This is a genomic window from Algibacter miyuki (assembly GCF_030409805.1).
GTDB lineage: Bacteria > Bacteroidota > Bacteroidia > Flavobacteriales > Flavobacteriaceae > Algibacter > Algibacter miyuki.
In genome coordinates this window covers 96,340-111,080 of the sequence record NZ_JAUFQP010000015.1, presented here as the reverse complement: position 1 = coordinate 111,080, position 14,741 = coordinate 96,340, and the positions used below count along the sequence as shown (strand labels likewise).

Genomic DNA, 14,741 nt, shown 5'->3' with positions numbered 1-14,741 from the left:
CTTAAAGATTGTTTAAAAAGGATAGCCAATAGCAAAATTAAAAATACCATCTGCGGGTTCAAATTTATAGGTGCTGGTTTGATTAAATTCCGGTTTATGAACAGGCGCAGCCCAATCTAAACGGAGTACAAAACTTTGTATATCTACGCGCAAACCAAAACCTGTGCCTATAGCGAGTTCGTTTATAAAATTTGACGAAAACGTTCCGCCCACTAATTCAGTATTCTCGTTACGCAACCAAACATTACCGGCATCAACAAAAAAGGCGCCTTTAAGATAAGAGTACAATGGAAAACGATATTCTATGTTTGCTTCTAATTTTATATCGCCCGATCTATCAAAAAAGGAAGTAGTATTCGTGCTTTCTGGCGTGTAGGTTCCTGGGCCTATTGATCGTGTGCTGAAAGCTCGAATACTATATGGTCCTCCAGAAAAAAATTGTCTTGAAAATGGTAATACATCAGAATTTCCGTACGCATAACCTAAACCTCCGTATAATCTAGTCACCAAAGATTGCTCGTTTCCTAAATTAAAATTTACTCGGGCATCGACATCTATTTTTGCATACTGCGCAAATTCAACACCAAGAATTGTTTTCTTATCCTCGGCATTGTTTGAACTCGCAAATAAACTTAAAGTATTTCCTGCTAAATCGATATTTGAAGTAAAGAAAAAAGTATGTTTCTTACTTGAACTCCCCATTTCATTGTAGGTGAAATTATAAGTTAGACCAGAGATAAGTTTTTGGTCAAAACTATTTTTAAGAAAAGGATTATCATCTAAAATAGCATCAAACTCTGGAGTGCTATTAGATAGTCTAATATAACTCGTGCTTATTGGATTTATGGTATGATACACATAATTATTGCCATTCCATTGATACCCAAAACTCGCATTAAAACTACTTAAAGTATACAATTTACTTCGATTTAAGTATTCAATTCCAGTACTTATTTTAGTCTTTGGTATGGTATATTGAAACTGTTCGGACAACTTCATAGGAAATAATAATCGTGGAAATATCAAATCTGCAGACAACCTTAGTTGCGTACTACTCAACCCTGTATTTCCGCTAACATTTCCCCCGCTTTGGGTTTCGTAACCTACTTTACCTGTTATTTTCAAAATCTCACCACCTTTAAATAGGTTTCTATTGGTATAACTTAACGCTAACGCTGGACCCGTAAAGCCACTAGATTTTGTATTCGCTTGCAGTTCTGCACTCAATGCCCGTTTATTCAATGGCGATAGATATACATTAGTATTTAAATACCCTAAGGTATCTTGTTCTGCAACTTCTTTTTCATCGAACTGTACATTTACAAATTTGTAGGTTCCAATGGATGACAAGCGTTTACTTGTTGCTCTAAATTTTACAGGATCGTAAAGTTGCCCTTTTTCAAAAAGGATGAATGGGCGTAATCGTTTTGATTTAAAAAATATTGAATCCTGTAAAAAGTTTACACCTGCAACTGTAGTGGTATCTACCTGATTTGTTTTTTCACTTAGAGCATATTTGGTGTGTACATTTACAGGTCCTAATTTATAAGGAATTAGCGCTTTTTGTGGCACATTTTTCTTTAAGCGTAAGTACAGATCAAACCGTCTCGTTTTATACTGATTAGTGTCTAACTCAAAAATTAAAAAATCGGCATTGAAATTATAATACCCCTGCGATTTTAGCTTATAATCAATACGTTCTCTTTCTATTTTAAGCTTAGCCAGATTAAAACGTTCTCCTTTTTTTAAAACAGATTCATTTAGCGTTTTTTTAATTTCTTTATAAATAGCCACGGTATCTGAATCTAACTGAAATGTTTCCATTTTAAAAGGTTCTTTCAATTTAACAGTATAGACTACCTCACTCTTTTTAGTTCCTTTTTTAATTTCTGAATTTACGGTACTGTAGAAAAAACCTAAATTTTCTAATCTATTTATAATTAAGTTTTCCGTTTTAGAAACATCAACGCTAGATTGATAAACTGGCGCTTGTCCTATTTTTTTATCGATGAAGCGATACAGAAATCCGGGCTTGCCTTGTTCTACTTTATATCGTGCTAATAATCCTAATTTTGAATCATTGGGTTGCGGACTTAATACAGCTTGTAATTCTTCTTCAACACTCTTAATTTCTTTTATTTTTTCTTCCGAAGCCATTTTAAAAGTAGCTCCGGTATAAAGTGTTTCATTCTCGGGTATAAAACGTTTTATACCACAAGAGTACATTAATAATAGAATTGTAAAAATGAAGAAAATTTTTAATCTCATTGTTCAGTATGCTCTTTTATAGGTTGCGTTTCTTTCTTTTTATTAGAAACTTCTTCTTCTACTGCTTTAGCAAAAAGTTCTTGGAATTTATTAAATTCCTGATTAAATATTAAAGCAATACCTGTGAGTATAATTTGCCCATCAATAACACTTTCAAATTCATTTTTTCGGTAAGCTTTTAATCGCCATCGGCCATTATCATCGAACAAATATTGAATATTTACAGTACCTACCAGCGGTGTTGTTTCACCAGCATTTTGCGAATCTTCTTGTACATCTACACCGCTGCCTACCTCTACAATAAGTTTGTCGTTAAACAACCTCTTTTTAGCATTAACTTTTAATTCCGTTTTATTAGACGGTGCATCTCCTTGATAATCGACATAGCTGTCTATTCCAAAATCTAACTCAATTCCTGAATTCCCCAAAAGCTTATTTGAAAAATTATTAAGCTGATCTGAAAGTACGTTATTTACGTTGTCTCTAGCAATGGATAATGACCCACCACTACTGCCGTCAGTACTAGATGATGGAAAAAACTGATTGAGCACCAATAATGAAAACACTTGTTTATTAAGCTCTTCTTCCTGAGTGTTCAATTGTTGTACTTGGCTGTAAACAGCACCTCCTAATTCGCCTTGTTTATCTTCTGGAATATCCAAATTAAACGAAATCTCAGGTTTTAAAAGTTCACCATCTAAATTGAGGTACACTAGAAACGGAAGCTTTTGACGGAACTTTTCTGAATTAGAAGCGCTTTCACCTGTAAGCTGACTCGCCATTAATCCAGAAGCCGATGTTTCCACTTCATAAATAGCACGAATATCCATATCTGCTTCTAACGGGTTGCCACGCCATACAATATTACTCCCATCAGCGATATCGAAACGTTTTTTTATGAGATTATACAAACTGACTTCGTAATGTCCATCGGCCACTTCATACTTCCCAGATAGTGACATATCACCATTTTTAGAAATTCCAAAATTGAAATTACCAGCGCCAGAAACCGATAAATTATCACCCGAACGTTCATCTATAACAATGGTAAAAACAGCCTTCTTTGCAATGCGTAATTGCACATCGATATCATACCCTTTTAATACTCCCGAAGATGTTAGACTGTCCGTTTGTCGTGTTAAAATATCATCAGGATTTTTCTTATTTACAAATAATACGACACCTTCCTTTTCAACAATATCAACTTGATCTTCCGGAATAATATACGTAAAGTTTGAAGCTTCATTTATCATTAAATCCCCGCTCACTATAGGCAAGTCTAAATTACCTCCAATAGTAATATCGGTATCAAGATTTACTTTACCATAAAATAAATCATTGTCGGCCTTACTAGAGTTGAGCACCTCTATATTTTTAGATTTAAGCGTTAATGCAAACTCAGGGTTTGTAAGGGTTTCGGTGTTGACTTTCCCATTAAGAATAAACGGATTTTTATTGATATCCAGCATTTTGAAATTATCAAAATAAACTCCCGTATTGTCTAATCGTATGGTTTCTTTTGGAAAGGTAAATGCCGCGTTTAAAGCGTTTATAGTTGCATTCGATCCATTAAAATGAATACCACCTAAAAATTCAGGTGCGCTTGTAGTCCCTGTGACTTTTACATTTCCAGAAAGACTTCCACTTGTGTTGGAAACATAGGTGCTCATAATAGGCTCCATAGCCTTTAGATTAAGACTTTTTAAGTCTATATTAAAATCTAAAACAGCAGCAATAGGGTCTGCCTCATAAGTACCACCGATATCAATATTTAAATTATCACCGGCTATGGCTAAATTTAAGTTATAAGCCGCATTTTCTAATGATTTTGCACTCAAGGTTAAATTACCTAACGGAATTTCCATGGCGCGCAGATTAAACACCGATGCGTTAGCAACAATACCGGTTTCTGCAAAAGGATTTTCAATAACAACTTCTCCATTAAGACTACCAGCAACAATTCTTTTTTCTTGATTGAATAAGGTGGTTAAGGTGCTTAGTTTAAACTCGTTAAATTGAAACCCAATATGAGATTTTGTTTGATTAGGAAGCGATGTGCTTATTGTAATCTTCTGGTCTCCGTTATATAAACTAAAATCTTCAACACTTAAAAAATCAGAAGCCATAACTATTTTGTTTTCTGAAAGCATCGTCCATTGTAATTTATTTAAAATTAAATCTTTCGGATTAATATGAACTGAAATAGTATCGCCTGATTTTTTAGTTTCAGAAGCAATATGTAGCAGAGTTTCATCACTATTCATGGCTTTAAAATCTGAAATCAAAACCTTTTCTTTTAAATTTCCGGTCAATGCTATTTTCTTAACCGCAAGTGATCCTGCACTTAAATTACCAACATTAAAATTAAAATCTAACTTATCTTTTTCAGCTTCTAATACAATATTTAGACTATCTATTCTATTGCCCCCATAAACCATGTGCGGCGCATTAATTTTACTAGATAGTGTATTTAAACGCTCATTAAAATCTATTCGTATTTCTACAGGTTCTAAAGTTTCTAGCTCAGAAAAAAACAAATCTTTAAAAATAGGAGCTTGTTGTATGGTACCATTAAACTGCATTGTTACTGCAGACGTATTATCTTTTTCTTCGGAAATGGGCACATCATTAAAGTAATTCTGAAATTGCTCTTGCATCGCAGTTGCCAAACTTGTTACATCTGCATTTGCTATTAAAGATGCCGTTACAGGATTACTGGCAATATTAAAACTGGTGTTTTTTTCGTTTAAAACACCTTCAAAAGAAACATCTCCAAGAATATATGGCTTTTTGTTTTTTACAGCAACAACTTCTGAAATTTTTCCATCTAGGCTTATATTAGTGGCATCATTTCCAGTAATATCTAAAACCACTTTAAACTTAGCTCTTGTATCTTCTTCTGAAACACCTAAGGCTTTAAAATTGACACCATGTACATCCAAAACCGACTGAAATTTTGAAGCTACAGAGTCTAACTTAACTGTGGTTAAAAAATCAACATCTAAATTGGCATCCTTAAAATTTAAACTAATATCACCGTTACCATTTGTAATTTCTCCATTTAATTTCAGGTTTGAAAAATCGTAGTTATTGTATTCCAGTTTTCTAAAATCTGAAGTTATTGCAGCATCTAATGTATTTAGATCTGTTCCGTTACCATTAATTCTCGTCGTAAATGAATACGTGCCTAATTGATCATTATTAAGAATTTTTCCAAGTTCTAATTTTTCAACATCTATAACACCATCAAAAGCCATGGTATTCGTGTTTTTTAAATTTACTTTAAGGTTAATGGTGCCTTGTGTTGTACTTAGATTTAGATTTGTTTTAAAATCATCCAACTTTCCTTTAATATTTCCTTGAAGACGCAGCGTTTCTGGCACATCTACACCTAATTCTTTTGAATTTATAAATGCGGTAGCATCTTCTTTTGTTGTAGCAAAATCTATCTGTTGAATATTCAAATTCAAATTTTCAGTTTCTAAAACATTTGCTACTGTACCTCCCAATGTAAGCCGCGTATTTGCGCCCCAATTAAGATTGGTTTTTGCAATGGTAAAATTGTTTATTTCTCCTTCTATATTTACGTTTCCTGTTATATTCTTTTGAGAAAACGCAACTAAAGCTTCATTATTTTTAAGCTGTGGCGAAAAGAAAAAAGCATCACTCGCATTCATTTTAAGAATTGATAATTGGCTAGAAACTCGGCTTTTATCCGGTGTATTTAGGAAGGCATTAAAAGAATCATATTTCAAGTTAACAGCTCCATTAATACTATTAAATTTTGTAGCTATTGCCAGTTTATTTAAACCTAGTGATGTATTGCCTACTTGAAGTTGTGTTGCTAAATTTTCTAACTGAAAACCACTTCGTTCTTCAAAAGAAATCTCAGTAATAGAACCTAGAATACTTTGTGGTTTGTAAGCTATATTATTCGCCTTAAAATTGAAAGTGCTCAACTGAATGTCTTCTGCATTAAATACCTTTTCTTCTGAAATAGTATTTCCGGTTTTTGCTGCAATTTGATTATTTTCAAAATCCATATTAGTTATTGAAACCGTCCAACTTGGCCACTCAAAAGCTTTTGACTCCACAGTAGATTCTTCAACAACAGTTTTAATTTGTTCAAATTTGATTTTTGATTGCTTTAAGTTGATTTCTGCAATTTCTAATTCTTGTTTAGTTAAATCTAGAAGTGGTAATTCTAAACTAAAATCATCTAAATAGACATTCATATTCAAATCATCTGGATCTGATTTATAAGAAATATTCGACTTTTTAACATCTATATTTCCAATAGAAATAAAGGGCAATTTTGATGTGGTTTCGTCTGTGCTTTCTGGGAGTGATTTTGTTTGATGATAACTTATTAAAGCATCGTTAAGTGAAATCTCATCTATATTAAAGGTGTTTGTTTCTAGGTCTAAGTCGTTAGCTTCAATATCAAAAGCATTGAATTTTATACCGCTCTCTATGCCCATAACGGCATCATTATATCCAACCTCAAAATCTTTTAAATGTATTTTACCTAGTGCAATTTGCATAGGTTTACTATCTTCTTTTACTGCGCTAGTGTCTTGTGAAACTAGAGCATCGATTAAAAAATCATAATTAAATTTAGTGATACTATCCTTTCTATGCACATTAACTTTAACGCCTTCCCACTCTAACGACTTTAAGTTAAATGCTGTTCCCTTAATTAAAGGCATTATGGCAATAGAACTTTCTAACTTTTTAGAAAAAATTAAGGTATCGCCTTTTTTGTCTTCTAGGTAAAGGCCTTTTAATAAAATATTTCCCGAGAAAGTGATATACAACTTTTCAATTTCAACTTTAGTATTGGTCTTTGTAGATATATACGACGTGGCTTTAGAAACAATAATATCTTGCCCCCATTGACTTCGAACAAAAAGTATAAGTGCAACAAAAAACACTACTGTAAAGAGCGCTAATCTCCCGAGTATTTTTAAATAGAAAGCTTTATTATATGGCTTTTTTTTGTTCATTATATTTCCTAAAGTAGACTTTTATATAAATTTTATTTCTTAAAATAATTGCCGGTTATACATCTTCTAAAATTTAGAGCCTCCAACTATAATACGCTCCAAAAATGATAATTACTTTACGAATTACAAAAGATATTAACTTCTGTTTTTTTAATCTTAGGAGTATCGATCTGTATAACTTTAATTATTCTAGACGAAGATATTACTTTTTCCTTTTGTATATCATTCTAAGTTTGCTGTTGAATGAGTAGACAATGTGAGATTTAAAATTAGAAAATGAGAGCACTTCTATCCCTTTGAACCTTTTAAATATCAATGCATATTGCATCAATTTTTATAGAAAGGCCCTTCTTTAATTAGGTGGAAAGTTATAGTTTGAAATAAAAGAATGTAGCTTATAAAGTTATATCACTACAAAACGTTTAGTCGTAAGTCCGGCTAAACAGTTATTTTTTTAACATTAAAATCGAACACAAGTACCCGTTCTAGTTTTGGAATAACCAAATCTTTCACTTTTTCGTGTATCGGATGTGGTAAATACGCTTCTCTAGCTTCCGGGCTATCAAAAGTCATTATAAAACCATGGGTATAATTATCGTTAAGCCCTTCGGTACTATCGTAAGGCCCATACTCCATATCTAATAGTCCTGGTATTTTTCCAACCATCAATTTCATAGTCTCAAAGCAGTTTGTTATTTCGCCATCACTAATTTCTGCTTTAAACTGAAATACCCCAAAATGTCTAGTCATAACTTTATTGTTTTAGATCTACTTTTTTTAATTCTGAATAAAAGCAAATACTCCCTTTTTGTTTGCTGTTACAATATCTATTTTCCCATCATTATTCAAGTCTCCAGTAGAAATTTGTCTACCTACACCTGAATCATCGTCTATTTTATAAGGCGCAAGTTCTACAGAACCATCTAAATTCCTAACAGTCTTGAACCAATATAAAACCGCTGGGTCTTCCGAACCAGGATCCCGTCCATTGTGCGCGTAATAACATTTTCCTGTAACAACATCTAGTATGCCATCATTATCCAAATCTGCACATGCAAGTGCATGCAATTGACTAAAACTAACCCCATACGGATTGTCTTCTGTTTTATCAGTCATTATTTTATGTTCCTTAAAAGAAATCTTCTTATCATCATTTTGTTGCTCAAACCAAGAAAACCCATAACCATGTCCGTTCATAGCCGTTACAACGTCGGTATCACCATCACCATCTACATCATAAACGAACATTTGCGCCCCGCCTTTACTAGATGAAAAAGGGTATGAATGGTACTTCCACGGTGTCAATCGATCCCAATTTTTAGGTTGTTCCCACCAGCCGGTTCTTTCAATCACATCAACAAGGCCATCCCCGTTAATATCGCCAGCACCTAAACCATGAGAATACTTCGAAAAACGCTTTGGATCATGAAGACTTATCGGTAATACGTCCCAATTTAATTCATTGCCAGAAGAAGGAATTCCAATGGTGATATACCCTTTGCTAAAAGCTAAAAGCTCTTTTTTATCATCTCCAATGATATTTACAAATGATGGAGACTCATGACATACATTTTCTTGGGCGTTATATTGTATTGGTTCTATCGAGATGCTTGAGCTTGGCACAGGTTTTTTACCCGGATTTTCAACCCATTTACTATTAGTTCCTGGTAATCCTATTCGCAATAAATCTATCCATTCGTCGGTGTCAAAATGATCAGGAAATGTGAAAAAATTATCAGCATAACCTTTTAAACCTGGGCCAGAAATCGGAAAATATTTTACCGGTACGTATGCAAAAGATTCTTTAAAACTAGGACCTTTCCACCATAAGGCTCCAGCGATGATATCCATATAACCATCATTATTTATATCTGCAATAGAAGCGCCTTCAGTTATGTATTTATCCAACAATTGTATTTTTTTGAAAGATACGTTTGTTTTTGAAGGCTCTTTTATTTGAGCATTCATCGAAATAGAAATCAAACACAATATCGGCACTATAATATTTTTTAAAGAAACCATTTATATATCGTTTATTTTAATGTTTTGATATATGCGAGCAAGTTTGAAACCTGTTCATCAGTATAACCATCTATAAGCCCTTTTATCATAAAAGATCGTCCACCGATAAATCCTTGCTTCATGATATCTTTAGATTGAATAAACATTTCGCCACCACCAATAAATCCTAAAGTTGTACCTCGATCATCTTTCTTCACCAAATAACCTTCCGCTTTTGTTCCGTCTTTATTAGTAACACTATAAACAGCATAGGAAGCTTCCATAGCAGCATCCGGATCTAATATAGCTGTTAACAAAGCTTCATTTTCTCGCATAGCCGAACCATCTAGTGCCGGAGCAAACTCGTATCCTTTATTGCCCACTGAGTGACATTGCAAACATATTTGAAATAAATTTTCACCAGCTTTTGGATCGCCTCCTCCCTTTTCAGCCAAGGTCATGTACTTCTTAAGTTTCGCTTCAAACCCTTTTCGTTCTTCATTTAATCGATGTTCAACATCCTTCATTAAAGCTATACCCGTTTCATTTTTCGCATTGATTTGAAGTACTTTTTCAGCACTAGAAATATCAAAAGCATTCCCTTTTAATACACCATCCTTGTAAGATTTTTTAAGAAGCTCGGCACCTGCTTTACTTCCTGAAATTTCTTTTGTAATAGCACGCAGCTCCCGTTCGTCAAGATTTGCTGCCCAACTTTTTAGTCCAGCAACAGCCTCTCCCATATTTGCTTTCGAAAGTCCTTCTAACGCAGACGCTCTTAAACGAATGCTTAGCTTCTCGTTATCAAACAATTGCTTAAGAACTTCTTTATTGTCTTTAGGTTGATTTTTAATTGCTCGTAAAACTAATCCAAGTGTTTTTTCTGAAGATTTATCATTCGCTAAATGAACGACCTTATTTTTAAGGGTATTAATCTTTAGTTTGCCCACTGCTTCTAATCCAAGGTTCTGTTCCAATACATCATCACTTTCCAACAAATCTTGAATTGGTTTCGTTAATAAACGTGTTAATTCATCAGATTGCATCCGCCCAATATTATTCAATACAAATGAAACATGCGTGGCTGCTTTATTTTTTTGATGCAGCACCGGCTCTACAGCTTTTGAAATAGCCTTATTCCCTAACATTTCAGATACAATAATGAAGTTTGCCTTGTCTAATTCTTTATAATCTGCTTTTTTCCAAAGGGATAAAAACGTTCTTTCTTTTTCCTGTTGAGGCAGTGCTTGACTTGCCCAAATAAGATTGGACACATCATACTCCCCTGCTTTAGATGAATTCATGAATGCATAAAGTTCTTTCGGATACAACTCTAATGCTTTACGGGCTAAATAACGTTCAAAATTACGTTCATAAGCACCACCAAGCGCATTTCCTTCAAGTGGCGGTTTACAGGCATCAACCAAAAGCGCTATGATTTCAGTATTTGCCACAGCCGCTTGATCCAAGGTTCTCAATACCTGAGACCTCACCATAACATTAGTATCTACAGACGGCTTTTTTAATAGTTTAGCCAAATTTTCTGCAGAAAGCGAAAACGACACCAAAGCACGAACTGCTTCCCTTCTCAAATTATCTTCAGTAGAATTAAGTAAATCCATCATAAGTGCTTCATTATAATGTTTTATTCCTTCCAAAGACCATAGTGCCGCAATACGAGTAACCTCATCTTGATTTTTATCAGCTGCTAATGCAATCAAATCATTAGCGAGTATTTTAGTTTCTTCAATAGGTCGATCTGTTATTTGATGCCAAGCCGCTTGTTTAGCCCAAAAAGATGGCGATTTTAGATAACCTACAAGTTCATTTGTTTTCAATTTATAGAAATCGGGTATTTTAACCGGCTGTTGCGATTTATGACGAATACGCCAAATACGTCCATGTGATTTATCGCGGTCGGGATGTGTTGTTGAAACTTCGTTATGCGACACTATTTTATTATACCAATCTGCAATGTAAAGACTTCCGTCCGGTCCAAACTCCATATTAACGGGTCTAAACCAATCGTCTTCCGAAGATAAAAAATCAGGAAGATGTTCTGAAGAAACAGTACCATCAGGGTTTCTTATAATTCTAACGGCATTAATAGTGCTACTTATAGGGTTCGCCAAAAAGGCTACATTTTTCCATTCTTCAGGAAATGAACCTGCAGTATCCTCAACAAAGGCAAGTCCTGAAATACCAGTCCCTCCCACACGAAATGAATGTACTTCCGGCATCCAAGGCTGATACGGACGTATACGTTGACCTCCAATTCCTGAAAAACCTGTACCTACTTCCATGGGGGCCACAGAATATCCTTTATCATTGGCTTCGCATCCGAACCATTGTCCATTATTACGCATTTGAAACCCCCAAATATTATTGAGCCCAGAACTTACTATCTCTATTTTTTTTGCATCCAAAGAAAAACGCGCTATTTTACTGTAGTCAATCCGTGTTTTGGCATCACTTACTAGTGAAGAAACCTCTCCTTTATTTAAGGCGCCATGGCTAAAATGAATCCAATCGCCAGGACCTCTTTTCATGGTGTGTGCCATAGTATGGGTATCCGTATAGCCAAAACCAGTAAACATAGGCGTTCTCGTGTCTGCTTTTCCGTCGTTATTAGTATCACTTAAAAAAAACAATTCAGAACCCTGAGCCACATAACTTCCGTTTTTATAAGGTAAAATCGATTGAGGTATCGCCAAACCATCGGCCCAAGTATTTACTTTTACTGCATTATCATAAAGACCAGAAAGTACCAAGATTTTATCATCTCCCTTAATATTCCCCTTATACAAATCTGAAATTCGTTTAAAATTAGGGTTCTTCTGTTGTGCAACAGGGTCTTCTATTAATTTCATTACTTCTCTAAAAGGAATACCAGCAACGGGATCTAGAGGATACATTTTTGCTGTCTGAGTCCATAGTCTTCCACTATCGTCAAACGTAAGATCGATGGGATTAACAATACCATCTTTCTCACTAGCCACAAGTTCTATTACGAAACCATCTGGAACAGTAAAGCCCGCGAGTTCTTCTTCTGGAGAATAGACTTCTGTTCTTGCAGATTGTGTTTTTTTTGTTAGATTAAATATTGTTCTGGTGTTATCTTCCTCTTTATATTTATCAGTTTCCTCGCCACATCCAACATTGAAAAACACCACTATGCAACTCAAAAAAAACAACTTACTTCTATTCTTCATTATTTAAAAATTTCGTTTGAATATTAGCCTTCTAAAGCTTTGTTATGGTAATATTTTTAACTTCTATTTTAGCATTTCCTCCTTTATGTAATTGGAAAGCGATAACTCCTTCTGAAGGAATATCTTTATTCAGTTCTTGATATTCAGTTGTTTTTACACCGTTAATATAAAGCTCGTGTACATCGCCTTTACAGCGTACAATATAGCTATTCCAACCATCGTCGTTGAGCAACTGTTTTAATACACTCATGTCTCCGTCTATCAACTTTTTTCGACGGTGTTCATCATAAATATCTCCCCAATAGCCTTTACCTATATCGGCTTGATAACCAGAAATTTTGTTTCCTTCAACAATAGAACGGTACTGGATTCCGCTATTAATGAGTCCTAAATTATGGTCTCCTGTCAAACGAAAAAGGCATCTCAATTCGAAGTCTTTATAAGTTTCTTTGGAACTCAAATATGTATTCACCGGTATTTTCTGTTCTCCAGTTCCACCAACCAAAGTACTATCAGTCACAGTCCAAAAATGTTGATTATCTGGGTTTACAGCTTTCCACTCATTTAAATTAACGACGACTTCCTTACTCACTACCTGACTGAGACAAGTCTGCGTTAGAAAAACAAGAAAAAAGCAACAACTATATTTAATTAGATTCGACTTCATATATTATTATATTATTTTCAATATTAAAGTTTAGTAAATATTTCTATTGGATTGGGCAAAAACATCCAAGGTATATTTTCATCATTATAAATGTTCTAATTTTATATCTAAACATCATGTCTTTCTGATGGTAATTTCAATATACATTTATTGAAAAACAGATAAATCAAAATTAGTAAAATGAATGATTTAACAAATATACATGAGAAAGGGCTATGTTGTTTATAACATTATGCTGTTCTTTGTAGATATATTACCATCAGCATGAGCGAAAAAGTTGCCCTTTTAATAGAAACATCAAATGCCTACGCAAGAGGCCTTTTAAGAGGTATTCATGCCTACATTAAGGAAAACACGCATTGGTCTGTTTTCATGGGGGAATTTAGCAGAGGGGAATGCCACCCAGAATGGTTAAACGACTGGAAAGGCGACGGCATAATTGCTAGAATAGAAAATCCACAGATGGCTAAAATTATTCAAAAAGCAAACCTCCCCACTATTGATGTTAGCTCGGGTCGGTTTATACCATCTATTCCATGGGTTGAAACAGATGATAAGGCCATTGCAAAACTTGCATTTGAACATTTGAGAAGTTGTGGTTTTAAAAATTTTGCATTTTGTGGAGTTCCCTACAACTGGTCATACTGGCGTCAACACCATTTTAGTGAGATCTTAAAAGAAAAAAACTATAACCTATTTGAATATCATTTTTCAGAAAAAAATGCTGGTGTAAAATGGAATACGCAACTAGATCTCCTTTCCGAATGGCTAAAACAACTCCCCAAACCCATTGGTATATTTGCACCATACGATAACCTGGGAAGACAAATTATAGAAATTTGTCAATTAACCGGTATATATGTTCCAGAAGAAGTTGCTATTATAGGTGTGGATAACGACGAACTTATCTGTGATTTATGCAAACCAAGACTATCAAGCATCCAAACGGACCCTTACCGAATTGGGTATTTATCTGCAGAATTACTCAACCAAATAATGACTGGCAAAACGTTGTCTAGTACCGAAATTAGAGTAAAGCCTATACAGGTTATTCAAAGGAAATCAACCGATATTAAAGCTATCCATGACCCTATAATATCCGAAGCACTTCACTATATTCATGAAAATGCATTGAAAGGCACACTAACTATTGACGAGATTATAAAAAATATACCAACCTCTAGAAGAGTATTTGAGGCGCGGTTTAAAAAAGCTATTGGCAGAACTCCTTTTGAAGAAATATTACGATTAAAAATAAATCGAATAAAAGAATTACTGATAGAAACAGACATGTCTCTTTTAGAAATTTCAGAAAGAGCAGGAATTGAGCACCAGAGTTATATGGGCTATATTTTTAAAAAAGAAATAGGTATTTCTCCTAGCATTTACAGGAAACAACGTCGATAGATTTTTTTGAAACAGTAATATTTTTCTTTTCTTAATTCATTCTTTCTTCTCTTTTGAATGTGATAAAAACAAAACTATTTAAACGTTACGTTTAGTTTTTTTCTGGTTTTTAAGTGTCATCACCATTTAAATTAACCTTCATAATACCGCTCCATTTCTACCAATAAACAATCATTACAA

General features: G+C 34.1%; 7 protein-coding genes. 1 reads left to right on the top strand and 6 read right to left on the bottom strand.

The window, feature by feature from the left end:
- Positions 1–12 precede the first annotated feature (12 nt).
- The 6 genes from tamL to QWY92_RS18580 form a co-directional block, all read right to left on the bottom strand.
- Positions 13–2,268 carry a translocation and assembly module lipoprotein TamL gene (gene tamL / locus QWY92_RS18605; protein ID WP_290274378.1) on the bottom strand — a complete coding sequence of 752 codons (2,256 nt, stop codon included), beginning with the start codon at positions 2,266–2,268 and terminating at the stop codon, positions 13–15.
- Positions 2,265–7,274: a translocation/assembly module TamB domain-containing protein gene (locus QWY92_RS18600; RefSeq protein WP_290274376.1), complete on the bottom strand. Its 5,010-nt coding sequence runs from the start codon at positions 7,272–7,274 to the stop codon at positions 2,265–2,267. Before QWY92_RS18600 ends, tamL begins: the two co-directional genes overlap by 4 nt.
- A gap of 438 nt (positions 7,275–7,712) precedes the next feature.
- Positions 7,713–8,024 (bottom strand): Dabb family protein, encoded by a 312-nt coding sequence (locus tag QWY92_RS18595; RefSeq protein WP_290274374.1) that lies wholly within the window; start codon positions 8,022–8,024, stop codon positions 7,713–7,715.
- A 27-nt stretch (positions 8,025–8,051) separates the two neighbouring features.
- Positions 8,052–9,296 carry an FG-GAP repeat domain-containing protein gene (locus tag QWY92_RS18590; protein ID WP_290274373.1) on the bottom strand — a complete coding sequence of 415 codons (1,245 nt, stop codon included), beginning with the start codon at positions 9,294–9,296 and terminating at the stop codon, positions 8,052–8,054.
- Between the two features lie 11 nt (positions 9,297–9,307).
- Entirely contained in the window at positions 9,308–12,487 is a 3,180-nt protein-coding gene (locus tag QWY92_RS18585; RefSeq protein ID WP_290274369.1) for a DUF7133 domain-containing protein, read from the bottom strand.
- A 31-nt stretch (positions 12,488–12,518) separates the two neighbouring features.
- On the bottom strand, positions 12,519–13,079 hold the full coding sequence (locus QWY92_RS18580; RefSeq protein ID WP_290274367.1) for a 3-keto-disaccharide hydrolase: 561 nt from the start codon (positions 13,077–13,079) through the stop codon (positions 12,519–12,521).
- 339 nt (positions 13,080–13,418) lie between these two features.
- On the opposite strand from QWY92_RS18580, the gene QWY92_RS18575 reads away from it, so the two are divergent.
- Positions 13,419–14,561, top strand: coding sequence for an AraC family transcriptional regulator (locus tag QWY92_RS18575; RefSeq protein ID WP_290274365.1), 1,143 nt, complete (start codon positions 13,419–13,421; stop codon positions 14,559–14,561).
- Positions 14,562–14,741: the final 180 nt, after the last annotated feature.

Bases quoted from the DNA above. Each gene is read 5' to 3' on its own strand.
- QWY92_RS18575 (WP_290274365.1), top strand. From the start codon at position 13,419: ATGAGCGAAAAAGTTGCCCTTTTAATAGAAACATCAAATGCCTACGCA.
- QWY92_RS18600 (WP_290274376.1), bottom strand. From the start codon at position 7,274: ATGAACAAAAAAAAGCCATATAATAAAGCTTTCTATTTAAAAATACTC.
- QWY92_RS18590 (WP_290274373.1), bottom strand. From the start codon at position 9,296: ATGGTTTCTTTAAAAAATATTATAGTGCCGATATTGTGTTTGATTTCT.
- QWY92_RS18585 (WP_290274369.1), bottom strand. From the start codon at position 12,487: ATGAAGAATAGAAGTAAGTTGTTTTTTTTGAGTTGCATAGTGGTGTTT.
- tamL (WP_290274378.1), bottom strand. From the start codon at position 2,268: ATGAGATTAAAAATTTTCTTCATTTTTACAATTCTATTATTAATGTAC.
- QWY92_RS18595 (WP_290274374.1), bottom strand. From the start codon at position 8,024: ATGACTAGACATTTTGGGGTATTTCAGTTTAAAGCAGAAATTAGTGAT.